The 24,989-nt window shown below is 62.3% G+C and carries 23 protein-coding genes; 10 read left to right on the top strand and 13 right to left on the bottom strand.

The window, feature by feature from the left end; all coding sequences use genetic code 11:
• Positions 1–68 precede the first annotated feature (68 nt).
• From BLL38_RS23850 to BLL38_RS23815, 8 genes are all read left to right on the top strand, one after another.
• Positions 69–914 (top strand): transporter substrate-binding protein, encoded by an 846-nt coding sequence (locus BLL38_RS23850; RefSeq protein WP_076964578.1) that lies wholly within the window; start codon positions 69–71, stop codon positions 912–914.
• A 52-nt stretch (positions 915–966) separates the two neighbouring features.
• Positions 967–1,629, top strand: coding sequence for an amino acid ABC transporter permease (locus BLL38_RS23845; RefSeq protein WP_057440843.1), 663 nt, complete (start codon positions 967–969; stop codon positions 1,627–1,629).
• 12 nt (positions 1,630–1,641) lie between these two features.
• A complete protein-coding gene (locus tag BLL38_RS23840) occupies positions 1,642–2,292 on the top strand; it encodes an amino acid ABC transporter permease (protein ID WP_076964577.1) in 651 nt (216 codons plus the stop codon).
• On the top strand, positions 2,289–3,056 hold the full coding sequence (locus BLL38_RS23835) for an amino acid ABC transporter ATP-binding protein (protein WP_076964576.1): 768 nt from the start codon (positions 2,289–2,291) through the stop codon (positions 3,054–3,056). The genes BLL38_RS23840 and BLL38_RS23835 overlap by 4 nt, the downstream gene beginning before the upstream one ends.
• 15 nt (positions 3,057–3,071) lie before the next feature.
• Positions 3,072–3,461, top strand: a complete 390-nt coding sequence (locus tag BLL38_RS23830; protein ID WP_076964575.1) for a RidA family protein — start codon at positions 3,072–3,074, stop codon at positions 3,459–3,461.
• 179 nt (positions 3,462–3,640) lie between these two features.
• Positions 3,641–4,405, top strand: a complete 765-nt coding sequence (locus tag BLL38_RS23825) for an IclR family transcriptional regulator (RefSeq protein WP_076964599.1) — start codon at positions 3,641–3,643, stop codon at positions 4,403–4,405.
• 17 nt (positions 4,406–4,422) lie between these two features.
• Entirely contained in the window at positions 4,423–5,631 is a 1,209-nt protein-coding gene (locus tag BLL38_RS23820) for an amino acid deaminase (protein WP_076964574.1), read from the top strand.
• 117 nt (positions 5,632–5,748) lie between these two features.
• Positions 5,749–6,657 (top strand): sugar kinase, encoded by a 909-nt coding sequence (locus tag BLL38_RS23815; RefSeq protein WP_076964573.1) that lies wholly within the window; start codon positions 5,749–5,751, stop codon positions 6,655–6,657.
• Between the two features lie 157 nt (positions 6,658–6,814).
• Here the strand turns inward: BLL38_RS23815 and BLL38_RS23810 are convergent, their stop codons facing one another.
• The 12 genes from BLL38_RS23810 to BLL38_RS23755 all read right to left on the bottom strand — a co-directional run bounded on the left by BLL38_RS23810 (position 6,815) and on the right by BLL38_RS23755 (position 22,939).
• Positions 6,815–7,090, bottom strand: coding sequence for a peptidylprolyl isomerase (locus tag BLL38_RS23810; protein WP_029293742.1), 276 nt, complete (start codon positions 7,088–7,090; stop codon positions 6,815–6,817).
• Positions 7,091–7,131: 41 nt separating this feature from the next.
• Positions 7,132–9,681, bottom strand: a complete 2,550-nt coding sequence (locus BLL38_RS23805; RefSeq protein WP_076964572.1) for a PAS domain-containing hybrid sensor histidine kinase/response regulator — start codon at positions 9,679–9,681, stop codon at positions 7,132–7,134.
• A 145-nt stretch (positions 9,682–9,826) separates the two neighbouring features.
• Positions 9,827–11,779, bottom strand: coding sequence for an acetoacetate--CoA ligase (locus BLL38_RS23800; protein ID WP_076964571.1), 1,953 nt, complete (start codon positions 11,777–11,779; stop codon positions 9,827–9,829).
• 172 nt (positions 11,780–11,951) lie between these two features.
• Complete coding sequence (locus BLL38_RS23795; RefSeq protein ID WP_076964570.1) at positions 11,952–12,725, bottom strand: 3-hydroxybutyrate dehydrogenase; 774 nt, start codon at positions 12,723–12,725, stop codon at positions 11,952–11,954.
• Positions 12,726–12,732: 7 nt separating this feature from the next.
• On the bottom strand, positions 12,733–14,124 hold the full coding sequence (locus BLL38_RS23790; protein WP_076964569.1) for a GntP family permease: 1,392 nt from the start codon (positions 14,122–14,124) through the stop codon (positions 12,733–12,735).
• Between the two features lie 276 nt (positions 14,125–14,400).
• Complete coding sequence (locus BLL38_RS23785) at positions 14,401–15,807, bottom strand: sigma-54 interaction domain-containing protein (protein ID WP_076964568.1); 1,407 nt, start codon at positions 15,805–15,807, stop codon at positions 14,401–14,403.
• Positions 15,808–15,823: 16 nt separating this feature from the next.
• Positions 15,824–17,413: an ABC transporter ATP-binding protein gene (locus tag BLL38_RS23780; RefSeq protein WP_076964567.1), complete on the bottom strand. Its 1,590-nt coding sequence runs from the start codon at positions 17,411–17,413 to the stop codon at positions 15,824–15,826.
• 14 nt (positions 17,414–17,427) lie between these two features.
• The gene (locus BLL38_RS23775; RefSeq protein ID WP_076964566.1) at positions 17,428–18,450 is read right to left on the bottom strand and encodes an ABC transporter permease; all 1,023 of its coding nucleotides are present in this window, start codon (positions 18,448–18,450) and stop codon (positions 17,428–17,430) included.
• Positions 18,450–19,511 carry a microcin C ABC transporter permease YejB gene (locus tag BLL38_RS23770; RefSeq protein WP_076964565.1) on the bottom strand — a complete coding sequence of 354 codons (1,062 nt, stop codon included), beginning with the start codon at positions 19,509–19,511 and terminating at the stop codon, positions 18,450–18,452. Before BLL38_RS23770 ends, BLL38_RS23775 begins: the two co-directional genes overlap by 1 nt.
• A complete protein-coding gene (locus BLL38_RS23765; protein ID WP_076964564.1) occupies positions 19,511–21,370 on the bottom strand; it encodes an extracellular solute-binding protein in 1,860 nt (619 codons plus the stop codon). The genes BLL38_RS23770 and BLL38_RS23765 overlap by 1 nt, the downstream gene beginning before the upstream one ends.
• 135 nt (positions 21,371–21,505) lie before the next feature.
• Complete coding sequence (locus tag BLL38_RS23760; RefSeq protein WP_032861429.1) at positions 21,506–21,787, bottom strand: peptidylprolyl isomerase; 282 nt, start codon at positions 21,785–21,787, stop codon at positions 21,506–21,508.
• 81 nt (positions 21,788–21,868) lie between these two features.
• Positions 21,869–22,939: a 3-deoxy-7-phosphoheptulonate synthase gene (locus BLL38_RS23755; protein ID WP_076964563.1), complete on the bottom strand. Its 1,071-nt coding sequence runs from the start codon at positions 22,937–22,939 to the stop codon at positions 21,869–21,871.
• 644 nt (positions 22,940–23,583) lie between these two features.
• On the opposite strand from BLL38_RS23755, the gene BLL38_RS23750 reads away from it, so the two are divergent.
• Entirely contained in the window at positions 23,584–24,033 is a 450-nt protein-coding gene (locus BLL38_RS23750; RefSeq protein WP_076964562.1) for a GNAT family N-acetyltransferase, read from the top strand.
• Between the two features lie 36 nt (positions 24,034–24,069).
• On the opposite strand, the gene BLL38_RS23745 is transcribed toward BLL38_RS23750, so the two are convergent.
• The gene (locus BLL38_RS23745; protein WP_076964561.1) at positions 24,070–24,309 is read right to left on the bottom strand and encodes a DNA-binding protein; all 240 of its coding nucleotides are present in this window, start codon (positions 24,307–24,309) and stop codon (positions 24,070–24,072) included.
• Between the two features lie 81 nt (positions 24,310–24,390).
• Here BLL38_RS23745 and BLL38_RS23740 point away from each other — a divergent pair, with 81 nt between their 5' ends.
• Positions 24,391–24,756, top strand: coding sequence for a helix-turn-helix domain-containing protein (locus tag BLL38_RS23740; RefSeq protein ID WP_076964560.1), 366 nt, complete (start codon positions 24,391–24,393; stop codon positions 24,754–24,756).
• Positions 24,757–24,989 lie beyond the last annotated feature (233 nt).

Below are 24,989 nucleotides of genomic sequence, written 5' to 3'. Positions count from 1 at the left end.
GCTGTTTATTCCGCTATTGCATACCTTATTCCGGTATAGCGGAATAAATAACCCTTGGAGTGCTTGCCATGCATCGCCGACCCTCCCTGTTAAAAGCCGGTGTTTTTCTCTTTGTCGCCGCCGTGTCCCTCGCCAGCCAGGTGCAGGCCGACAGCAAGCTCGATGACGTGCTTAAGCGTGGGCATCTGATTGTCGGTACCGGCAGTACCAATGCGCCGTGGCATTTCCAGGGCGCGGATGGCAAGTTGCAGGGGTTCGATATCGATATCGGGCGCATTGTCGCCAAGGGCCTGTTTAACGATCCGAGCAAGGTCGAGTTTGTGGTGCAGTCGTCCGATGCGCGCATCCCCAACCTGTTGACCAACAAAGTCGACATGAGCTGCCAGTTCATCACCGTCACCGCCAGCCGCGCGCAGCAGGTGGCGTTTACCCTGCCGTACTACCGCGAAGGCGTGGGCCTGCTGTTGCCGGCCAACAGCCAATACCAGCAAATCGAAGACCTGCAGGCCGCGGGCGATGGCGTCACCGTGGCGGTGCTGCAAAACGTCTACGCCGAAGAACTGGTGCACCAGGCGCTGCCCAAGGCCAAGGTCGACCAATACGACAGCGTCGACCTGATGTACCAGGCGGTGAACTCCGGGCGTGCCGACGCCGCCGCCACCGACCAGTCCTCGGTCAAGTACCTGATGGTGCAGAACCCCGGGCGCTACCGCAGCCCGAGCTACGCCTGGAGCCCGCAAACCTACGCGTGCGCGGTCAAGCGTGGCGACCAGGACTGGCTGAACTTCGTCAACACCGCCCTGCATGAAGCCATGACCGGCGTCGAGTTCCCCACCTACGCGGCCTCGTTCAAGCAGTGGTTTGGCGTCGATCTGCCGACCCCGGCGATTGGTTTTCCGGTGGAATTCAAATGATTGTCGAGCGCGGGGCGTCGCAACGGGCGCCCCGCTGAAGGTAGTGCCGAGCATGAACTATCAGTTGAATTTTGCCGCAGTCTGGCGCGATTTCGACACCTTGCTGGCGGGGCTCGGCCTGGGCCTGCAACTGGCCTTGCTGTCGATTGCCATCGGCTGCGTGATCGGCCTGTTGATGGCTTTTGCCATGCTGTCCAGGCACCGTGCGCTGCGGATTCTGGCCTCGGTGTATGTGACGGTGGTGCGCAACACGCCGATCCTGGTGCTGATCCTGTTGATCTACTTTGCCTTGCCCAGTTTGGGCATCCGCCTGGACAAGATCCCCTCGTTCATCATCACCCTGTCGCTGTACGCCGGGGCCTACCTGACCGAAGTGTTCCGTGCCGGCCTGTTGAATATTCCCAAGGGCCTGCGCGAAGCCGGCCTGGCGATTGGCCTGGGGGAGTGGCAGATCCGCGCTTACATCACGGTGCCGGTGATGCTGCGCAACGTGCTGCCGGCGCTGTCGAACAACTTTATCTCGCTGTTCAAGGACACCTCCCTGGCGGCGGCGATTGCCGTGCCGGAGCTGACCTATTACGCCCGCAAGATCAACGTCGAAAGCTACCGGGTGATTGAAACCTGGCTGGTGACGACCGCGCTCTACGTGGCTGCCTGCTATCTCATCGCCATGCTGCTCCGATACCTGGAACAGCGCCTGGCGATCCGTCGCTAAGAGGGGGTCTCCATGGATTGGCTGCATGAGTTGTGGATTGCCCGGACAACCCTGTGGGCCGGGTTCCAGACCAGCGTGTATTGCTCGGTGCTGGCGATTATTTTCGGCACCCTGATCGGCATCGTCGCCGGGCTGGTGCTGACCTACGGCAAGTTCTGGATGCGCGCGCCATTTCGCCTGTACGTCGACCTGATCCGCGGCACTCCGGTGTTTGTGCTGGTGCTGGCCTGCTTCTATATGGCGCCGGCTCTGGGCTGGCAGATCGGTGCGTTCCAGGCCGGCGCCCTGGGCCTCACGCTGTTTTGCGGCTCCCATGTCGCCGAGATTGTGCGCGGTGCGCTGCAAGCCATTCCCCGTGGGCAACTGGAGGCCGGCAAGGCCATTGGCCTGAGTTTCTACCAGTCCCTGGGCTATGTGCTGTTGCCCCAGGCGTTGCGGCAGATTTTGCCAACCTGGGTCAATTCCTCCACCGAGATCGTCAAGGCCTCGACCCTGCTGTCGGTGATCGGCGTTGCCGAGTTGCTGTTGAGCACCCAGCAAGTCATCGCCCGGACCTTTATGACCCTGGAGTTCTACCTGTTCGCCGGTTTTCTGTTCTTTGTCATCAACTACGCCATCGAGTTATTCGGGCGCTACATTGAAAAACGGGTGGCCTTGCCATGAATCAACCCTTGCTCAACATCAGCGGCCTGCGCAAGCAATACGGCGCGGTGGAAGTCCTCAAGGGCGTCGACCTGTCGCTACAGCGCGGCAATGTGGTGACGTTGATCGGCTCCAGCGGCTCGGGCAAGACCACGCTGCTGCGCTGCGTCAACCTGCTGGAGGAGTTCCAGGGCGGGCAGATCACCCTCGATGGTGAGTCCATTGGCTATCGTGAAATTGCCGGCAAGCGCGTGCGCCACCCGGAAAAACTCATCGCCCAGCACCGCGCCATGACCGGCATGGCGTTCCAGCAATTCAACCTGTTCCCCCATCTGAGCGCGTTGCAAAACGTCACCCTGGGCCTGCTCAAGGTCAAGCATATGGGCAAGGACGAGGCAGTGGCCTTGGCGGAAAAATGGCTGGAGCGCGTCGGCCTGCTGGAACGGCGCAACCACTTCCCCGGTCAGTTGTCCGGCGGTCAGCAACAGCGGGTGGCGATTGCCCGGGCGATTGCGATGAACCCCAGCCTGATGCTGTTCGACGAAGTGACCTCGGCGCTGGACCCGGAGTTGGTCGGCGAAGTGCTCAGTGTGATCAAGGGCCTGGCGCAAGAGGGCATGACCATGTTGCTGGTGACCCACGAAATGCGCTTTGCCTACGAGGTCTCGGACACTATCGTGTTTATGAACCAGGGGCGGATTGAAGAGCAGGGGCCGCCCCAAGACATCTTCGAGCGCCCGCAATCGCCACGCCTGGCGGAATTTCTGAAAAATATTCGGTTTTAATCAAGGAGCAACTTTATGAGCATTACTCGTTACGGCGCCGGCAGCACCGCCGGTGGTGGCCAACCCCGCCCATTCGCCCGTGCGGTGGAGGCGGATGGCTGGTTGTACGTGTCGGGCCAGGTGCCGGCGGTGGACGGTGAGATCATCAATGGCGGGATTGTCGAGCAGACCCACCAGACCATGAAGAACGTCGTGGCGATCCTTGCAGAGGCCGGCTATGGGCTCAAAGACGTGGTCCGGGTCGGTGTATGGCTGGAAGACCCCCGGGATTTCTGGAGTTTCAACAAGGTCTTCGGCGAGTACTTCACCCCCGAACACGCCCCGGCGCGGGCCTGTGTGCAAGCGAACATGATGGTCGATTGCAAGGTCGAGATCGATTGCGTGGCCTACAAGAAAAAAGGCTGAATGCCTGACTTCAAGACCACACAAATCCAATGTGGACTGGGTTTGGGTGGGAGCGGGCTTGCCCGCGATAGCATAGTGTCAGTCGCTAAATAGTTGGCTGATACACCGCTATCGCGGGCAAGCCTGCTCCCACAAAAGCCCTGCTCTTACATGGACCTCTTACGCTAATGAAGACCGCCATGACCGAAGACACCATCAAACGCCGCGCAAAGGGCCTGGACCGGGCGTTCGATATCCTTGATTTTCTCAAGGAAGTCGGCCAGCCCCTGCGCCCCAACGATATCGCCAGTGGTATCGGCAGCCCCAAGTCCACGGTCTACGAACTGGTCGCCTCCCTGCTGGAGCGACGGATTCTCGAAGCCGTGGGCAAGGACGGGCATGTGTACCTGGGACGCCAGTTGTACTTCCTCGGCCAGGCCCACTTGCGCCATTTCGACCTGACCCGCGAGGCCGATCACGCCTTGCAGGCGATCGTCAGGCAAACCCGCGAGACCGCGCAAATGTGCCTGCTCAACGGGCGCAAGTACACGGTGGCGTTGATGCGCGAGGGCGAGCGGCATTTCCGGATTTCTTCGGATATCGGTGAAAACGCGCCGATTCCCTGGACCGCTTCCGGGCGCTTGTTGCTGGGGCATTTGAGCGACCAGCAGATCATCGAGCTGATCGACCACGACGACTTTATCCTGCCGGATGGCCAGCGCCTGCCCCTGGCGACCTTCCTCGGGCAGATTCGCCAGGCCAGCCTCGATGGTTTCTTTTCCTTCGACAGTGTCGCCGACACCTTTACCCACTGCTTTGCCGCCCCGGTGCGCGATGCCCAGGGCGTCGCCATTGCGACCCTGTGTATCGTCGCCCCACGGGCCGACGCCAAGAACAATTACGACGACTACCGCCGGGTGCTGATCGAAAGCGCCAACACCCTGGCCCGTCGCATCAATGAATAGCGAAACGGAGTAACCCCATGTCTGCCTTCAATGCCGTTGAAAAAGGCGCCGCCGCCAGCGGTGCCCACCTGGTACGCGACGTCAGCCTGCCCGCCCTGGTGCTGCACCGCGCGGCACTGGAACACAACATCCGCTGGATGCAGGATTTTGTCAGCCACAGCGGCGCGCAACTGGCGCCCCATGGCAAGACCAGCATGATGCCGGCGCTGTTCCAGCGTCAGTTGGCACAAGGCGCCTGGGGCATCACCCTGGCCACCGCGGTGCAGACCCGCGCGGCCTACGCCGGTGGCGTGCGTCGGGTGTTGATGGCCAACCAACTGGTGGGCGCGCCGAACATGGCGTTGATCGCCGAGCTGCTGGCCGACCCCGGCTTTGACTTCCATTGCCTGGTCGACCACCCGGACAACGTGGCCGACCTGGGCGCATTCTTCGCCGCCCGTGGCCTGCGCCTGAATGTGATGATCGAATACGGCGTGGTCGGCGGCCGCTGCGGTTGCCGCAGCGAGCAAGAGGTGCTGGACCTGGCGCGGGCAATCAAGGCCCAGCCGGCCCTGGCGCTTACCGGGATCGAAGGCTACGAAGGGGTGATCCACGGTGAGCATGCCATCCGCGGTATCCGCGAGTTTGCCGCGTCCCTGGTGCGCCTGGCGGTGGCGATGCAGGACAGTGGCGCCTTCGACCTGGGCAAGCCGATCATCACTGCCTCGGGTTCGGCCTGGTATGACTTGATCGCCGAGTCTTTCGCCGCGCAAAACGCCGAGGGGCGCTTCCTCAGCGTACTGCGCCCCGGCAGCTATGTGGCCCACGACCATGGTATCTACAAGGACGCGCAATGCTGCGTGCTGGACCGGCGCAGCGACCTCAGCGAAGGCCTGCGCCCGGCCCTGGAAGTCTGGGCCCATGTGCAATCGTTGCCGCAGCCGGGGTTTGCGGTGATCGCCCTGGGCAAGCGCGACGTGGCCTACGACGCCGGCTTGCCGGTGCCACTCAAGCGCTACAAGGCCGGCGTGCTGCCGGCGGTGGGCGAGGATGTGAGTGGTTGCAAGGTCACGGCGGTGATGGACCAGCATGCATTCATGACGGTGGCACCGGGGGTTGAGTTGCGTATTGGCGACATCATCGCCTTTGGCACTTCGCACCCATGCCTGACCTTCGACAAGTGGCAGGTGGGGTGCCTGGTGGATGAGCAGCTGCAGGTGGTCGAGGCATTGCAGACCTGTTTCTAGACCGCGTCGCGGCCATCGCCGGCAAGCCAGCTCCCACATTTGGATTTGTGAATACATTCAAATGTGAGAGCTGGCTTGCCGGCGATGAGGCCCTAAAACTCACCCGAGAATCCGAACATGAACCCACACCCGCGCATCGCCCTGATCGGCGAATGCATGATCGAACTGCAACACCGCGCCGACGGCAGCCTGCAACAGAGCTTCGGCGGCGACACCCTGAACACCGCCGTCTACCTGCGCCGCGAATTGGGGGCCAGCAGCACGGTGGATTACGTCACCGCCCTGGGCGATGACCGTTTCAGCGATGCCATGTGCCAGCAATGGGCCGCCGAAGGCCTGGGCCTGGACAGGGTCCAGCGCTTGCCGGGGCGCCTGCCGGGTTTGTACTGCATCCAGACCGATGCCTATGGCGAGCGCAAATTCCTCTATTGGCGCAACGAAGCGGCGGTGCGCGATTGCTTCACCACGCCAGGGGCCGAACCGGTCCTGGCCGCCTTGCCCAGCTACGATGTGCTGTATTTGAGCGGGATCACCCTGGCGGTCTTGGGCGAAGTGGGGCGCGTACGCCTGCTGGCCGCCCTGGTTGAGGCTCGCCAGCGTGGCGCCCGGGTGGTGTTCGACAACAACTACCGGCCGCGTCTGTGGGCCAGTGTCGAGGCTGCTCGCGAGGCCTATCGGCAGGTGTTGGCACTGGTGGATATGGCCTTGCTGACAGAGGATGACGAGCGTGCGTTGTTTGGCTATGCCGACAGCGAGCAGGTGTTGGCGGCCTATCCGGGGATCGAGGAGGTGGTGCTCAAGCGTGGGGCGGATGATTGCCTGATCCGTTGCGGTGGCGAGCGTTTTGCGGTGCCGGCGCGGGTGGTCGAGCAGGTGGTGGATACCACGGCGGCGGGGGATTCGTTCAGTGCGGCGTATCTGGCCAGCAGGCTCAGGGGTGGTTCGCCGCAGGAGGCAGCCTTGGCGGGGCATCGGTTGGCGAGCCAGGTGATCCAGCTTCCGGGTGCGCTGATTCCCAGGGTATGAGGCCGCCTGCGGCGGATCGCGGGCAAGCCCGGCTCCCACAGTGATCGTTCCCACGCTCCGCGTGGGAATGCAGCTACGGACGCTCCGCGTCCCAGAAGCGGACGCAGAGCGTCCAGTGAGGCATTCCCACGCGGAGCGTGGGAACGATCAGGGTGATTTAGTCGCGGTAGAACACTTGCACCAGGTGATACCCAAACTTGCTCTTGATCGGCCCATGTACCACCCGCAGCGGTTTCTTGAAAATCACCGCATCGATCACCCCCACCATCTGCCCCGGCCGTACTTCACCCAGGTCGCCGCCGCGCTTGCCGGACGGGCAGGTGGAGAACTTCTTGGCCAGCACATCAAAGGCTTCGCCCTTGGCAATACGCTGCTTGAGCTGTTCGGCTTCTTCGCTGGTTTTAACCAGGATATGGCGGGCTTGGGCTTTCATCGGGCAGTTACCTTGCAACGGTCGGGCTTGAAGGCGCGGGATTATGCATCAACTTGGCCTTTGGCGCCGATCATGCTGCGGATTTTCGTGGCCAACTGGTCGATGGAAAACGGCTTGGCCACCATGTCCATGCCTTCATCCAGGAAACCCTGACGCTCGGCGGCGGTCTCGGCGTAGCCGGTCATGAACAGCACCTTGAGCCCGGGGCGGTGCTGGCGGGCGATTTCCGCCAGTTGCCGACCGTTCATGCCAGGCAGGCCGACATCGGTCACCAGCAAGTCCACCCGCAGGTCAGATTCCAGCAACGGCAGGGCCGCCCGCGCATCGGCGGCCTGGTGGGCGGTGTAGCCCAGTTCATCGAGCAGGTTGACCACCAGCATGCGCACGGCGGCATCGTCCTCGACCACCACCACGGCTTCGCCATCCAGCGCCACGGGGGCCTCCACGGGGATCTGCGGCAGGACTTTCTCCAGGGCGGTGCCATGCAGGCGCGGCAGGTACAGGCGCACACAGGTGCCGCGGCCCGGCTCGCTGTGGATCGTGACGTGGCCGCCGGATTGCTGGGCAAAGCCATAAATCATCGACAGCCCCAGGCCCGTCCCCTGGCCGATGGGCTTGGTGGTGAAAAACGGGTCGAAGGCCTTGGCCAGGATCTTGGGGGTCATGCCGGCGCCATTGTCGCACACGCCCAGCATCACATAGTCGCCGGCTTTGACCGGTTCCAGGGTGCTGATGTCGGTGCCGTCCAGGTAGCTGTTGGCCGTCTCGATGCTCAGTTGCCCGCCATCGGGCATGGCGTCGCGGGCGTTGATCACCAGGTTGAGCAGGGCGTTTTCCAGTTGGCTGGCGTCGGTGTTCACCGGCCAGATATCGCTGCCCAACTGCACCTTGAGGTCGATATGGGCGCCTTTGGTGCGGCGGAACAGCTCTTCGAGGGACGTGACCAACTGGTTCGGATCCAGGGGCTGGCGATCCAGGGACTGGCGCCGGGAGAAGGCCAGCAGGCGATGGGTCAGCGCGGCTGCGCGATGGGCCGAGGCCACGGCGGCGTCGGTGAAGCGACTAATCTCATCGCTGCGCCCGGCGGCGATGTAGCGCTGCATCAGGTCCAGGCTGCCAATGATCCCAGTGAGCATATTGTTGAAGTCATGGGCGATCCCGCCGGTGAGTTGGCCGAGCGCTTCCATTTTTTGTGCATGGCGCAGCGCGTCTTCGGCGCGTGCACGCTCGAACATCTCGTTTTGCAGGCGCTGGTTGGCTTCGGCCAGGGCCTGGGTGCGCTGGGCCACGCGTTCTTCCAGGTTGTCGTTGAGATGGCGCAGCGCCTCCTCGGTGAGTTTGCGTTCAGTCTCATCGATCACAAAGATATAGAAGCCATTGACCGAGCCATCGGCGCTGAAGCGGGGCAGGTACTTCATCAGCGCATGCCGGGGCCGGCCATCGCAATGGGGGGTGACGGTGACAAAGCTGCAGGCCTTGCCCTTGAGCGCGGCGGCGATTTTATCGGCGCGCCCGGCATAGAGCTTGTCGCCGAGGACTTCGCGGATGGTCTTGCCATACAGTTCTTGCGGGGTCAGGCCGTACCAGTCGAGGTAGGCGCTGTTGTTCAGGCGAAAGCGTTCTGTGTGGTCGACATAGCCGATCAGCACCGGCATGGCGTTGATGATCAGTTGCAGCTCGGTCTGGCTCTGGCGCAGGGCTTGTTCGGTGTGCTTGCGTTCGGTCAGGTCCAGCGCCGCGCCAAGGAAGCGCACCGGTCGGCCGTGGTGGTCCTTGTAGCAGCGGCCACGGGCAAACACCCAGCGCACCTGGCCGTTGGCCTGGAGCAGGCGATATTCCTCGGCGTACTCGGTGCCATGGGTGATGCAATGCTTGATGCTGCGGGCGATCAGGCCGCGGTCTTGCGGGTGCACGCCTTGCAGGTAATCACTGATGGGCAACTGCTGGGCCTGGCACGGATCAACCCCGTGCAACTGGGCAAAATGGTTATCGGCGATAAAGCGGTCTTCGCTGATATCCCAGTCCCAGGTGCCCACCGCATCGGTGGCGGCCAGGGCCAGTTGCAAGCGTTGCTCGGTGTTGTGCTGGGCCTTGAGGCTGGCTTCGGAACGTTGTTGCAGCTCCTGGGCCAGTTGCCGGCGTTCGTTGGTTTCAATTGCTGTCACCAGGATCCCGGCGACCTGGCCCTGTTCGTCGCGGATCGGGCTGTAGGTCAGGTCCAGCCAGATCTCGGTGTCGCGGTGGTTGCGCTGCAGGACAAAGCGCTGTTCGGTAAAGGTGCGCACCTGGCCGCTCAGGACGGCGCGGTAGATCGGGGTGGTGAAGTGTTGCAGCTCCGGCCAGGCCCGGTGCGTCGGCTGGCCGAAGGCCTGGGGGTGCTTGTTGCCAGCCAGCAGGGCGAAGCCGTCGTTGTAGAGTTGCGTGAGTTCGGTGCCCCACAGCAACAGCATCGGCATCGGTGAATGGATGACGATATCGATGGCCGTGCGCAGGCTTTGTGGCCAGTGGCTGGCATCACCGAGGGGGCTTGTGGCCCAGTCCAGCCGTGCGATCAGGGCCGCGGCCTCGCTGCCGGTGGGTGATCCGTTCATGTAAGTGCCTTGCGCGTAACGCTTGAAGAATGAAAAAAGCCGAAGACTCCGTGGTACGGAAACGGCTGGTTACCCCTCGAAAAATAGCATGCTTGAGGGGTTTTTCTTCAAGTGAGTGCGTCAAAGCTGAAACCTTTCATCTTTTTTACCCCAGCTCGGGGCGGTTGCGAAACTGCTCCAGGGCTTGGGGGTTGGCCAGGGCATCGGTGTTCTTCACCGGTTCGCCGTGCACGACATTCCTGACCGCCAACTCGACGATCTTGCCGCTGAGGGTGCGCGGAATGTCAGTGACGCTGAGGATCTTCGCCGGCACGTGGCGCGGCGTGGTATGGGCGCGGATCACATCGCGGATCTGTTGCTCAAGGGCGGCGTCCAGGTGTTCGCCGTCATTGAGGCGCACAAACAGCACCACGCGCACATCGTCCTGCCAACGTTGGCCGATGGCCAGGCTTTCCACGATCTGCGGGACCTTTTCCACCTGGCGGTAGATCTCCGCCGTGCCGATGCGCACGCCGCCGGGGTTGAGCACCGCATCCGAACGACCATGGATCAACAGGCTGCCATTGGCGCGCTGCTCGGCATAGTCGCCCTGGGCCCATACGCCGGGGAACTGGCTGAAATACGAAGCGCGCAGCTTTTCCCCCAACGGGTCATGCCACAGGCCGATGGGCATCGCCGGGAAGTGCCGGGTACACACCAGTTCGCCTTTTTCACCAATCAGCGGCCGGCCCTGGTCATCCCACACTTCGATGGCCATTGCCAGGCTCTTGCACTGCATTTCACCGCGGCGTACCGGCAGCACCGGGTTGCCGATGACAAAGCAGGAGACGATGTCGGTACCGCCCGACATCGACGACAGGCACAGCTCCTGCTTGATCTCGCGGTACACGTAGTCGTAGCTCTGGGGCGACAGTGGCGAGCCGGTCGAGATCAGGCCCTTGAGGCTGCCCAGGTCATGGCTGCGGCGTGGTTGCAGGCCGGCCTTTTCCAGGGTGGCGAGGTATTTCGGGCTGGTGCCGAACACGCTGATGCGCTCCTGGTCGATCAGGTCAATCAGGCGCGCGGGGCCCGGATGAAACGGCGAGCCGTCATACAGCACCGCCGTGGCGCCGATGGCCAAGACCGAGACCAGCCAGTTCCACATCATCCAGCCGCAGGTGGTGTAGTAGAACAGGCAGTCGTCGCGCGACAGGTCGGCGTGCAGGCCGTGTTCCTTGAGGTGGGTCAGCAACACGCCGCCGGTGCCGTGGATGATGCACTTGGGCACGCCGGTGGTGCCACTGGAGTAGAGGATGTACAGCGGGTGGTCGAAGGGCACGGCGACAAACTGCGGTTCGCCGCCGGGGCAATAGAAGTCATCCCACAGGGCGACGTTGGCCGGGGTCTGGTAGTCCTCAATGCGCGCCTCGGGCCGGGCGTAGGGCACGATGATCAGCTGTTGCAGGGACGGCAGGCGCTCGAGGATTTCATTGAGCTTGGCGCTCTGGTCGATCAACTTGCCCGCGTAGCGATAACCGGCGCAGGTGATCAGCACCTTGGGCTCGATCTGGCCGAAGCGGTCGATCACCCCTTGGGTGCCGAAATCCGGCGAGGAGCAGGACCAGATCGCCCCCAGGCTGCTGGTGGCGAGCATGCCCACCAGGGTTTGCCAGGTATTGGGCATGCACGCCGCCACCCGGTCGCCCAGGCCCACGCCCGCCGCTTGCAGGCTGCGCTGCAGGCCGGCGACGTGGCGGGCCAGTTCGGCATAGGTCAGTTGTTCGCGCTGGCCGTCTTCGCTGATGGCGACCACCGCCGGGTGCTCATCGCGGCGGCGCAGCAGGTGTTCGGCAAAGTTCAGGGTGGCGCCGGGAAACCACTGGGCGCTGGGCATCTGCGCGCCTTCCACCAGCACGGTGCTGGGCGGCGTACGAAACTGCACGTCGAAGAACTCGACAATCGCCGCCCAGAACGCCGGACGCTGGTCGATGCTCCATTGGTGCAGGGTGGGGTAATCGTTGATCTGCAAGGCGTGGCGATCATTGATAAAGCGCCGGAACTGGTCCATCCGGGTGGTGTGGATGCGTTCCGGGCTGGGTTGCCAGAGGATATCGGACATGGCGCACTCTCTTGTTCTTGTATGAAATCCGCCAGACAACACACATCCAAACTGTGGGAGCTGGCTTGCCTGCGATAGCGGTGGATCAGTCATGCATGAGTTAACTGGCCCACCGCTATCGCAGGCAAGCCAGCTCCCACATTTGGATCTTCTTTGTTGGGGCGATAGGGGGTTACTGGGCCAGCCACCCACCATCAATATTCCACGCCGCGCCACGCACCTGGCTGCCGGCCTCGCTGCACAGGAACAGCACCAGCTCGCCCAGTTGCGGTGGGGTGACGAACTCCAGGGACGGCTGCTTTTCAGCCAGCAGGTCATGCTGGGCCTGCTGCGGCTCAACGCCTGTGGCGATGCGGTCATCGATCTGCTTCTGCACCAGCGGCGTCAACACCCAACCCGGGCAGATGGCGTTGCAGGTCACGTTGCTGGTGGCGGTTTCCAGGCCGACGACCTTGGTCAGGCCGATCACCCCGTGCTTGGCCGCCACATACGCCGCCTTGCCCACCGAGCCGACCTGGCCGTGCACCGAGGCAATATTGACGATCCGCCCCCAGCCCTTGGCCTTCATGCCCGGCAGGCTCAGGCGGGTGCTGTGGAACACCGACGACAGGTTGATGGCGATGATCGAGTCCCAGCGCTCTACCGGGAAGTCTTCCACCGCCGCCACATGCTGGATGCCCGCGTTATTCACCAGGATGTCGATGCCGCCGAACTCGCGCTCGGCGTAGGCGACCATCTCGGCGATCTGCGCCGGGTCGCTGACATCGGCCGGGTGATGGCCGACCTTGCCGCCAAACGCCTGCACCTGGGCGATCACCGCGCTGGCATCGCCGAAGCCGTTGAGGATCAGGTTGGCGCCGGCCTTGGCCAGGCTCAGGGCAATCCCTAAGCCGATGCCACTGGTAGAGCCGGTGACCAGGGCGGTCTTGCCGTTCAATGTCGTCATGAAAACCTCACACAATGCCGGTGGCGTAGAAAGTACCGATCACCACGAACACCGCGAGGGTCTTGATGATCGTGATGCCGAAAATATCCTTGTAGGCTTCGCGGTGGGTCAGCCCGGTGACTGCCAGCAGCGTGATGACCGCGCCGTTGTGGGGCAGGGTGTCCATGCCGCCGCTGGCCATGGCCGCGACCCGGTGCAGCACTTCCAGGGGGATATTGGCGGCATGGGCTGCGGAAATAAAGCTTTCGGACATGGCCGCCAGGGCGATGCTCATGCCGCCGGAGGCAGAGCCGGTGATACCGGCCAGCAGGGTCACGGTAATCGCCTCGTTGACCAGCGGGTCGGGGATGCCCTTGAGCCAGTCCGCTAGCACCAGGAAGCCCGGCAGCGAGGCGATCACCGCGCCGAAGCCGTATTCCGAAGCGGTGTTCATCGCCGCCAGCAGTGCGCCGCTGACCGCACTTTTACTGCCTTCGGCCAGCTTGCTCTTGATCGCCGAAAAGCCAAACACCAAGACCATGATGATCCCCACCAGTAACGCGGCCTGCACCGCCCAGATCGCGGTGAGCTTGGCGATTTCCGTGGTCACCGGCGCGCTCATGCCCGGCAGGGCAAGGCTGTGGGTCTTGCCGTACCACTGCGGGATCCAGTGGGTGAACAGCAGGTTCATCACCCCCACCAGGATCAATGGCGACAGGGCGATCCACGGGTTGGGCAGGCTCAGGTCTGCGGCGGTTTCCGGCTCGTTGCGCAAGTCGGTGCCATAGCCTTCACCGGCACGTTGGGCCTTGTTGCGCTGGCGCGCCAGGTACAGCATGCCGACGCAGAACACAAAAATGGTGCCGATCAAGCCCAGCCAGGGCGCGGCCCAGGCGGTGGTGTTGAAGAAGGTGCTGGGGATGATGTTCTGGATCTGCGGCGTGCCGGGCAGGGCGTCCATGGTGAACGAGAACGCACCCAGGGCAATGGTCGCCGGGATCAGGCGCTTGGGGATATTGCTCTGGCGGAACATTTCGGCGGCGAACGGGTACACCGCAAACACCACCACAAACAGCGATACACCGCCGTAGGTCAGCAACGCGCAGACCAGCACGATCACCAACATTGCCTGGCGGGTGCCGAGCAAACGGATGGCGGCCGCGACGATCGAGCGCGAAAAGCCCGACAGCTCGATCAGCTTGCCGAACACCGCGCCGAGCAGGAACACTGGGAAGTAGAGTTTGATAAAGCCGACCATTTTTTCCATGAACACCCCGGTAAAGGCAGGGGCGACAGCGGAAGGGTCGGTGAGCAACACGGCGCCAAGGGCGGCGATGGGGGCAAACAGGATGACGCTATAGCCACGGTAGGCAGCCAGCATCAGCAGCGCAAGCGCCGCCAGGGCAATGATCACACTCATGGTGTGTCTCCATCGGATTGTTATTGTTGTGGGTAGAGCTTGTAGGAAGGGGCTATAGCGGGAAGCGTGCCAAATCTTTAACTTATTGATATATATAGATATTTAAAGTTTATATTGAAGCCGTGTCTCTATATCAAGACAAATGCAGATCAAATGTGGGAGCGGGCTTGCCCGCGATGGCGGTCTACCTGGCATAGATTTGTTGCCTGGCACACCGCTATCACGGGCAAGCCCGCTCCCACAGGGGATTGTCTTGGTATTGAGAGTTTTGTCTCTCTATTGAGACTGCTCGATGCCCAGCGCCACCATCTTCTTGTACAGCGTCGAGCGGCCGAGCCCCAATCGCTTGGCTGCCTCCACCACATTGCCCTCGCACTGGCGCAACGCCGCAGCAATCAACTGCCGGTCGAACCGCTCCCGCGCCACGCTGAAGGTTTCGACCTCCATGGGCGCCACGGCGCTGCGCTCCACCGGGCTGAAGGTGCCAATTGCTGCACGGATCTCCCGCGCATCCAGCACCAAGTCATCGCTGAGCAGCGCCGCCCGTTCCAGCACATTACGCAGCTCGCGGATATTCCCCGGCCAGGCATGCTCGGCCAGCAACGCCAGGGCTTCACGGTCCAGTTCATGCTGGCTGCGCAGTTCTTCGAGGATGGCCTCGCTCAACGCCGGAATATCATCCAGGCGTTCGCGCAGGGGCGGGACCTGGATCGGCAAGACGTTGAGGCGGTAATACAAGTCGGCGCGAAATTCGCCGCGCTTGATCGCGGCTTCCAGGTCGGTGGACGTTGCGGCAATCACCCGCACATCGCTGTGGATCATCTCGTTGGAGCCCACCGGCTCAAATTCTTTCTCCTGCAGCACCCGCAGCAGTTTGCTTTGCAGCGGCAATGGCATGTCGCCGATTTCATCGAGAAACAACGTCCCGCCCTGGGCGAGCTGCAACTTGCCGGCGCGGCCCTTGCGGTCGGCACCGGTAAATGCGCCGGGCGCGGTGCCGAAGAATTCGGCTTCCAAAAGGTCATGGGGGATGGCGGCGCTGTTGATGCTGACAAAGGCTTTGTTGGCGCGTGGCGAGGCACCATGGATGGCCTGGGCCAGCAGCTCCTTGCCGGTGCCGGTTTCGCCCAGCAGCAACACCGGCGACTCGGCACTCGCGCTGCGCCGCGCCCGGCGCTTGACCTCCAGGCTGGCGGCGCTGGTGCCGATAAAATGCGCGAAGTTGTATTTGCTCTGGCGTGAGCGCAACAGCGAGCGGGTCGAGGCCAACTCCTGTTGCATGCTCAGGTAGCGCTCGATCATCGGCGAGAGGTTGCGCAACTCATCGAACAGGGCAAAGCCGATGGCGCCGATGACCTTGCCGGAATCGTCGTGGATCGGCAGGCGCATCACCACCAGCGGGCCTTTGGGCGTGTCCTGGATATCCAGGAGGATCGGCTGGTCGGTGCGTACCACCTGGCGTAGCAGGCTATTGGAGATCACCTGTTCGCACGGCTGGCCGATGGCCTGGTCGGCGCTTTTCAGGCCGAAGCGCTTGGCGTAGCGTTCGTTCATCCACACGATATTGGCGTCGCGGTCGACAATCACCGTGCCTTCGCTGGACTGCTCGATGATCTCGAACAGGGACTGGATCGCCAGGCCACGAACGTGCGGGTAGTCCTTGAGGCTTTCGGTGGTGTTCATGCTCGGGGCGCCAGGTTTATTGAGTGAAGGACAGGGGAGCCTGTGCGGCGGCCAGCAGCTCCTGGGTGTAGGGATGCTGCGGTGCGGCAAACACCGCCTGGCTCGGACCGCGCTCAACCACCTTGCCGTCCTTGACCACGATCATATCGTGGGCCATGGCCCGCACCACGGCCAGGTCATGGCTGATAAACAGGTAGGTCAGGCCGTACTTTTCCTGGAGTTCACGCAGCAGCGCCACCACTTGTTTTTGTACGGTGCGGTCCAGGGCCGAGGTGGGCTCGTCCAGCAGCATCAGCGCCGGGCGCAGCACCAGGGCGCGGGCGATGGCGATGCGTTGGCGCTGGCCGCCGGAGAACTCGTGGGGGTAGCGATGGCGGCTGGCCGGGTCGAGGCCCACATCCTGCAGCACCTTGATCACCTGCGCGTCACGCTCTTGCAGGCTGCACGGCGCGTGCACTTCCAGGCCTTCGCTGATGATCTGTTGCACCGACATGCGCGGGCTGAGGCTGCCGTAGGGGTCCTGGAACACCACCTGCATCTGTTTGCGCCAGGGCCGCATCTGCTTCTGGCTCAGGCCATCGAGGGCCTCGCCCTGGAAGCGGATGCTGCCGCTGGAGTCGAGCAGGCGCAGGATCGCCTGGCCGAGGGTGGACTTGCCGGAGCCGGACTCGCCGACGATCCCCAGGGTCTTGCCCCGTTGCAGGTCCAAGCTGATGCCGTCCACTGCCTGCAAGTACTGCTTGCGCCGCAACAGCCCGCCACCGATGGGGAAGCGCACACTCAGGTCGTTGACCTGCAACACCGTCTCGCGCACATCCTGGCACAGTGCCGTGCCGACCGGTTCGGCATCCAGCAGTAGGCGGCTGTAGGGGTGTTGCGGCGCATTGAACAGGGCCTGGCAGTCGGCCTGCTCGACAATTTCCCCGGCCTGCATCACACACACGCGCTGGGCAATGCTGCGCACCAGGTTGAGGTCATGGCTGATCAGCAGCAAGGACATGCCCAGGCGTTGCTGCAAGGATTTGAGCAACAGCAGGATCTTGCGCTGCACCGTCACATCCAGCGCGGTGGTCGGCTCGTCGGCGATCAGCAGTTCCGGCTCGCAGGCCAGGGCCATGGCAATCATCACCCGTTGGCGCTGGCCACCCGACAACTGATGGGGGTAGGACTTGAGGCGCTCCTGGGGGTTGCGGATGCCCACCAGCTCCAGCAGTTCGAGGATGCGTGCCTGCGCCGCCTTGCCGCCCAGGCCCTTGTGCAGCAGCAGGGTTTCGCCGATCTGCTTTTCGATGCTGTGCAAGGGGTTGAGGGAGGTCATCGGCTCCTGGAAGATCATCGCGATGCGGTTGCCCCGCAGTTTTTGCAGGGTGCCGGCGTCGGCGCCGAGCAGTTCCTGGCCGCGATAGCGTACGGAGCCGGTGCTAGCGGTGCCGGCCTGGGGCAGCAGTTGCAGGACCGAATGGGCGGTCACCGACTTGCCCGAGCCCGATTCGCCCACCAGCGCCAGGCATTCGCCACGGCGCACGTCCAGGCACAGGTTGCGCACCACGGTCTGGCCGCTGAAGGCGACGCACAGGTCGCGGATCTCGATCAGGTTGTCAGTCATGGATGCATCGCCCTTTATGATCGTGGGTCGAAGGCGTCACGCAACGCCTCGCCGATAAATACCAGCAGCGACAGAATCAGCGCCAGGCTGAAGAAGGCCGTGAGCCCGAGCCACGGCGCCTGCAGGTTCTGCTTGCCCTGGGCGATCAACTCACCGAGGGACGCGCTGCCCGCCGGCATGCCAAAACCGAGGAAGTCCAGGGCGCTGAGGGTGGAAATTGCCCCGGTCAGGATAAAGGGCAGGTAGCTCAGGGTGGCGGTCATGGCGTTGGGCAGAATATGTCGGCGGATGATCTTGCCGTCCCCCAGGCCCAGGGCGCGCGCGGCCTTCACGTATTCCAGGTTGCGCCCACGCAGGAACTCGGCGCGCACCACGTCCACCAGGGCCAGCCAGGAAAACAGCGCCATGATCCCCAGCAGCCACCAGAAGTTCGGTTCGACAAACCCCGAGAGAATGATCAGCAGGTACAGCACCGGCAACCCCGACCACACTTCGAGGATGCGCTGGCCGAGCAGGTCGACCCAGCCGCCGTAATAGCCCTGCAAGGCGCCGGCGGCAATGCCGATGACGGCGCTGATCAGGGTCAGGCCGAGGGCGAACAGGATCGACACCCGCGCGCCGAAGATCACCCGCGCCAGCACATCGCGGGACTGGTCATCGGTGCCCAGCCAGTTCACTGTGGACGGCGGGCTGGGGGCAGGGCGGGTCAGCTCGTAGTTGGGCGTGTCATCGCTGAAGGGGATCGGCGGGAACAGCATCCAGCCGCCGTCTTTGTGGATCAGTTGCTGCACATAGTCACTGCGGTAGTCGGCCTGGAACGGCAGTTGCCCGCCGAACTGCTGCTCGGTGTAGCGCTTGAACACCGGGAAATACAACTGGTCCTGGTAACTGAGCACCAGCGGCTTGTCGTTGGCGATCAACTCGCCGCCCAGGGTCAGGATAAACAGGCCGATAAACAGCCACAGCGACCACCAGCCCCGGCGGTTTTGCTTGAAGCGCTCGAAGCGGCGACGGGCCACGGGAGACAGATTGAGCATCAGGCGTTCCTCGCGGCGAAGTCGATACGCGGGTCCACCAGGGTGTAGCAGAGGTCGCCGATCAGTTTTATCAAGAGGCCGAACAGGGTGAAGATAAACAGCGAGCCAAAGACCACCGGATAGTCCCGCGACACCGCCGCTTCGTAGCTCATGCGGCCCAGGCCGTCGAGGGAGAAAATCACCTCGATCAGCAGCGAGCCGGCGAAAAACACACTGATAAACGCCTGGGGGATCCCGGAGATCACCAGCAGCATGGCGTTGCGAAACACATGGCCGTAGAGCACGCGCCGTTCGCTCAGGCCCTTGGCCCGGGCGGTGACTACGTATTGGCGGGTGATTTCATTGAGGAACGAGTTTTTGGTGAGGATGGTCAAGGTGGCGAAACCACCGATCACCAGGGCGCTGACCGGCAGCACCAGGTGCCAGAAATAATCGGCGATCTTGCCCAGCGTGCCCAGTTGCTCGAAGTTCTCCGACACCAGGCCGCGCACCGGGAACCAGTTCAGGGTAGTGCCGCCGGCAAAGACCACGATCAAAAACATCGCAAACAGGAAGGCCGGCATCGCGTAGCCAATGACAATGGCGGTGCTGCTCCACACATCGAAACTGCTACCGTGGCGCACCGCCTTGCGGATCCCCAGGGGGATCGATACCAGGTAGGTGATCAGGGTGGCCCAGAGGCCGAGGGAAAGGGTCACCGGCATCTTTTCCAGGATCAGGTCGGTCACCGTGGCGCCGCGAAAGAAGCTGTTGCCGAAATCCAGCCGGGCATAGTTCTTGAGCATTAGCCACAGGCGTTCGGGTGCGGATTTGTCGAAGCCGTATTGTTTTTCGATGTCCTTGATCAGCTTGGGGTCGAGGCCACGGCTGGCGCGCGAGCCACTGCTGACGCCGTCGCCGGCCGAGCCGCCGACGCTGCCGCCGCCAATGCCCTGCAAGTGGGCGATGGCCTGTTCCACCGGCCCGCCGGGCGCGGCCTGGACGATCACAAAGTTCACTAGCAGGATGATCACCAGGGTCGGGATGATCAGCAGCAGGCGCCGCACGATATAGGCAAACATCAGCGGGCACCTCGCGGCTGGCTCAGTTCGGCTTTCATCTGCTCATTGGTCAGGGGCGTCGGGCTGACTTCCCACCACGACTCCAGCGCCTCGTCGTTGCTGGCCTCGATGGCCGGGCGACCGAAGCGGTTCCACCACGCGGCCGAGGCGCCGTGTGGGTAGTAATTGGGGATCCAGTAATAATTCCATTGCAACACCCGGTCCAAGGCGTGGGCGTAGCTGAGCATCTGCGCCTGGGTGGTGGCGCGCACCAGGCCGGTGACCAGGGTGTCTACCGCCGGGTTTTGCAGGACGATGTAGTTGTTGGCGCCCGGGTCGAACGCCGACGAGGAGCCGAAGTAGTTGTACAGCTCCATGCCCGGCGAGGTGGTGACCGGGAAGCCGGTGACGATCATGTCGTAGTCCCGGGTCATCAGGCGGTTGACGTACTGGGATGAGTCGATGCGCCGGATGTTGAGGGTGATGCCGATCTGCGCCAGGTTGCGTTTATAGGGCAGCAGCAGGCGTTCGAGGCCGTTCTGCACATTGAGGAAGGTGAACTCCAGGGGCTCGCCGGCAGCGTTCACCAGCTTGTCGCCCTTGGGTGTCCAGCCGGCGTCTTCCAGCAGGGCCAGGGCTTGCAACTGTTTGTCGCGGATCATGCCGCTGCCGTCGGTGGTCGGCGCCTTGAACACCTGGGTAAAGACTTCGTCGGGGATCTGCCCGCGCAAGGGTTCGAGAATCGCCAGCTCCCGGGCGTCGGGCAGTTGGGTGGCGGCCAGCGGGCTGTTGGAAAAGTAGCTTTGCTGGCGGATATACAGGTTGCGCATCATCTGCCGGTTGGCCCACTCGAAATCCCAGAGCATGGCCAGGGCCTGGCGCACGCGGCGGTCCTGGAACATCGGTTTTTGCATATTGAACACATAGCCCTGGGCCGGCTGCGGGGCTTGCTTGGCCAGGTGCGCGCGTTGCAGGCGGCCATCGTCCAGGGCCGGGCCGTTGTAGCCGATGGAATAGCCGGTGGCGGAGAATTCGCGGTTGAAGTCGTAGGCGCCGCCGCGCAGGACCTGGCGTGCAACTTCGGTATCGCCAAAGTATTCCAGGCTCAGGTGATCGAAGTTGTACAGGCCGCGGCTGACGGGCAAGTCCTTGCCCCACCAGTCGGGGTCGCGCTGGAAGGTGATGGTGCTGCCGGCATTGATCTTGCTGACCTTGTACGGGCCGCTGCCCAGGGGCGCTTCATAGCCGCCGCCATTGGCAAAGTCGCGGCTCTTCCACCAATGCTCGGGGAACACCGGCAGGGTCGCGACATCCAGGGGCAGGGTGCGGTTTTCATTGCTGGAGAAGTCAAAACGCACTTGCCCCGGGCCTTCGACCTCGACGTGCTTGACGTCGGCGAACAGCGTGCGAAAGCGCAGGCTGCCCTGGGTCATCAGCAGGTTGAAGCTGTAGCGTACATCCTCTGCGGTGATGGGCGTGCCGTCGGCAAACCGCGCCTTGGGGTTGAGGAAAAACCGCAGGTACAGGCCGTCTTCGGCGCGTTCCATCTTTTGCGCCACCAGGCCGTAGACGGTATAGGGCTCATCCAGCGAGCGGTAGGCCAGGGGCGAGTACACCCAGCCGTCCACTTGGCTGACGCCGATGCCTTTGTCGATATACGGCAGTACATGGTCGAAGCGCCCGACTTCAATGGCCGAGCGCTTGAGGCTGCCGCCCTTGGGCGCGTCGGGGTTTACATAGTCGAAATGGCTGAAACCGGCAGGGTATTTGGCGGGTTCGCCGTAGACGGTCAGTGCATGTTGCGGGGCGGCGAACGAGACAGCACTCGCCAGCAGCAGGGCCAGGGTAGAGCCAACCAACGTGAGGAAGTCCAGTCGCATTATCAGCCTTGAGCGCCGGGTGAAGAAGGAAGGGGACTTGTACCCTAACCGCGCACGGGTCGCCAGTCTCCCTGCTGGGGCGCAAACACAACGGCCCACCAAAAGGCGGGCCGTTATGTTTTGCAAAAACGTGGATCAGTCCTGGCGGCTGGTCACTTCCAGCAGGTGATAGCCGAACTGGGTTTTCACCGGGCCTTGCACGGTGTTGACCGGGGCGCTGAACACGACAGTGTCGAATTCCTTGACCATCTGGCCAGGGCCGAACGAACCCAGGTTGCCGCCATCACGGCTCGATGGGCAGCTGGAGTTGGCTTTGGCGATTTCTGCGAAATCAGCGCCGCCTTCGATCTGGGCTTTAAGTTCGTTGCACTTGTCTTCGGTGGCAACCAGGATGTGACGGGCGGTGGCTTTGGCCATGGTGGATAATTCCTTGAATTAAAAAAGGTGAGCGTACCGGATTCAGGCGGTTATTTCCCGGCAAAGTTCCACTGATTTACATCAGGCGTGATCGCGTAGGCGTGCGGCCGCTTCACGCAGCAACTGCTCGGTGCCGTCCCAGCCCAGGCAGCCGTCGGTCACCGAAACGCCGTAGCGCATCGACGGGCTGAGCGGCTGGCAGCCTGCGAACAGATGGCTCTCCAGCATCATGCCGATCAGCGAGGTGTCGCCCTGCAAGCGCTGCTCCAGCACGTCATTGAACACCGCCGGCTGGCGCATCGGGTCCTTGCCGCTGTTGGCGTGGCTGCAATCGACCATGATCCGCGTGGCCACTTTGCTTTTGGCCAGGTCGGTCTTGACCTGGGCCACGCTCTGGCGGTCGTAGTTCGGGCCACGGTGGCCGCCGCGCAATACCAGGTGGGTATCGGCGTTGCCCGGGGTCTGGATGATCGCCGGATGCCCCTGGCTGTCGACGCCGAAGTGGCGGTGCGGGTGGGCCGCCGAGCGCATGGCGTCACAGGCAATGGCCACGCCGCCATCGGTGCCGTTCTTGAAGCCGACGGGCATGCCCAGGCCGCTGGCCATTTCCCGGTGGATCTGCGACTCGGTCGTGCGCGCGCCAATGGCGACCCAACTGAGCATATCGTCGAAGTAACCGGCAGCCATCGGTTGCAGCAGCTCGGTGGCGACCGGCAAACCCAGGCGCAGCATTTCACGCATCAATTCCCGTGACAGGGTGAGGCCGGCGGCCATGTCGTCGCTGCCATCCAGGTGCGGGTCGTAGGCCAGGCCTTTCCAGCCGATGGTGGTGCGCGGTTTTTCGACGTAGGCGCGGATCACCAGCAGCATCTGGTCGCTGACGTCATTGGCCAGTTTCTTCAGATTGCGTGCGTATTCCATGGCGGATTCGGGGTCATGGATCGAGCAGGGCCCGACGATGACCAGCAGGCGCGAGTCTTCACCCGTGAGAATCGCGCGGATCGCCTGGCGATGAGCATTGACTTGCTCGCTCAGGAACGGGCTCAGGGGCAATTGCTGCTTGAGCTCAAGGGCGCTGGGCAAACGCTGGGTCAGCGCTTCATTGGCGCTGGACAGGGTGGTAACGGGCAGGGCGGCGATGGACGAGTTCATAATTTCTGCTTCCTGGGCAAGCGGCGGGCTGTTCCCGCACGCTCTGCCCTACTGGGGTGTTCGACAATTGGCCGTATTGGCGGTGTGTGTTGGCTTGCCACCAATAGGTGACCGATCGGAGGCGGCAGGCTGTCCCGAACGGAGCTTGCTAAATCGCCAGGCGGTGCAGGTGTCGTAACGGTAATAAGTGGTGAAGTTCATGGTGTGGTTTCCTTTAAGTTCGGTGTGTTGCAAAAAGTGTTCAGGGCTGAAAAAACAAAACCCCCGGTCGGGGAGCCGACCGGGGGTTAGATTTCTCTGGTAGGCGACCCCTTGAGTAGTGGGCGCCGATTTCAGGTATCAGGCGCGCCAGTGGCTAAACCAATACCCAAAATAAAAGCTGACCAGTGCGCTCAAACCGTTCACGCGGGTAGCCACGACCGAACGCTGTGCGTTGGCGGTAGGGCGAGCCTGGATGAGGGTGAGTGGCAACATGGTGTTTCTCCAAATGATGGGGGGGAGCTTAACTGAGGCCTGTAGGTGGATTCAATCAGTAATTTCTATCGTGAGGAGGGGCTTAGCACTATGGCGGATGTCCCGATATGCTGGAGGATACTCACAATGATTGCTTGGATGCGACCTGTGACGCAATGGAGCCCACTGCTATGGCATTCACCCTCAAGGCTGCATCGGATCAGCACCTGGCCTTTGCACGCAGCCTGACGCATCAGGCCATGGGCCATTACTATCGGCAATACCATCTGACGTGGTCTGACAAAGGCTTCGATACCGCCTGGGCCGGGCGGGAAAACTGGTTGATTTGCCAGGATAACAGGCCGGTAGGGTTCGTCAGCCTGAGCCGGGATGATAAGGCGTTGTACATTCGCGAACTGCACCTGCTTGACGCTTTTCGCCGTCAGGGCGCGGGCAGTTGGGTGTTGGAACGGATGATCGCCAAGGCCCGGGCCGAAAGCCGGGATTATTTGCGATTGACGGTATTCAAGACCAACCCGGCAAAAAGGCTGTATCAGCGCCAGGGGCTGAGTATTGTCGGTGAGGAGGGCTGTTTCTGGCAGATGGAGTCTGTTTGTTTGTCAGCGCAGTCGTCTCGGTAAACCTCGCGCTCGACTTGAATCGGTGCATACTGCTCCTTAGGAGCCAATCTCCTGATCATTACTTGGGCTTTGTGTCTCGTTAAGGATGATCCCCTCTTTCATGCCCAAAAGGACCGCCACCTTATGGGCTTCTCCACGCCGCCCCTTTTTGCGCCCAGCGAGCACTTGATAGGTGGTTGCCGGGTCCACGCCATGTTCCCTGGCGAATGCCTGGACCGATTTGCCTTGATGTTCCAGCCAGGCTTTGGCTTGTGCAGCGGTACGAATTCCGGGCATAGTTCAAAACCGTTCAAGTTTGTGTAAAACGAGATGACATCGTCACCTCTTGGGGTGTACCAGAAGGGATAATACATCCAAATGAGTGGAATTGGTTCGCGCTTAAGGCAAGAAAGAGAGCGACTTGGCTTGTCGCAAAAGGTTTTTGGTGAAATAGGAGGCGTGGAAGCAAACGCACAAGGCAAATATGAAAACGGTGGCCGCGCGCCAAAGGCCGATTATTTGTCCCGGGTCGCTGAGAAGGGCGTCGATATCCTGTTCGTCTTGACGGGCAGCCCAACGCCTATCCAGTTGGACAACCTGAGCCAGATCGAAGAAAAGGTGCTGGGCAACTACCGGGCGATGTTTAAAGAGGACCAGGACGCAATCCGCAGGCTGACCAGCACCCTGGCAGAGCATTCCTCTGTGGTGAATGGAAAATCCCGGCCGATCCCCAAGGAATCCTGACCTTTTACCCAGGAAACAACCCCGCCTGCCGTTCGGCAGGCGTTCGTAGTGTATTGAAACTCTATATATATGACGCGTTCAGCTAGGTCTGTGCCTTGGTTTTTTGCTAGGCTCTGTACGTAAACCCAAGAAATACGATTTTCTGTAAAATACACCGCCATTAAAGCCAGGAGGCCAAGATGGCAAAGCGGTATGAACTCCCCGACGCAGCCTGGGATCTGGTTGCAGATATC

Origin of the sequence: Pseudomonas gessardii, from assembly GCF_001983165.1 — a bacterium.
Taxonomy (GTDB): Bacteria; Pseudomonadota; Gammaproteobacteria; order Pseudomonadales; family Pseudomonadaceae; genus Aquipseudomonas; species Aquipseudomonas gessardii.
The sequence above is the reverse complement of the archived record's forward strand: the minus strand, read 5'-3'. Positions and strand labels throughout refer to the sequence as shown.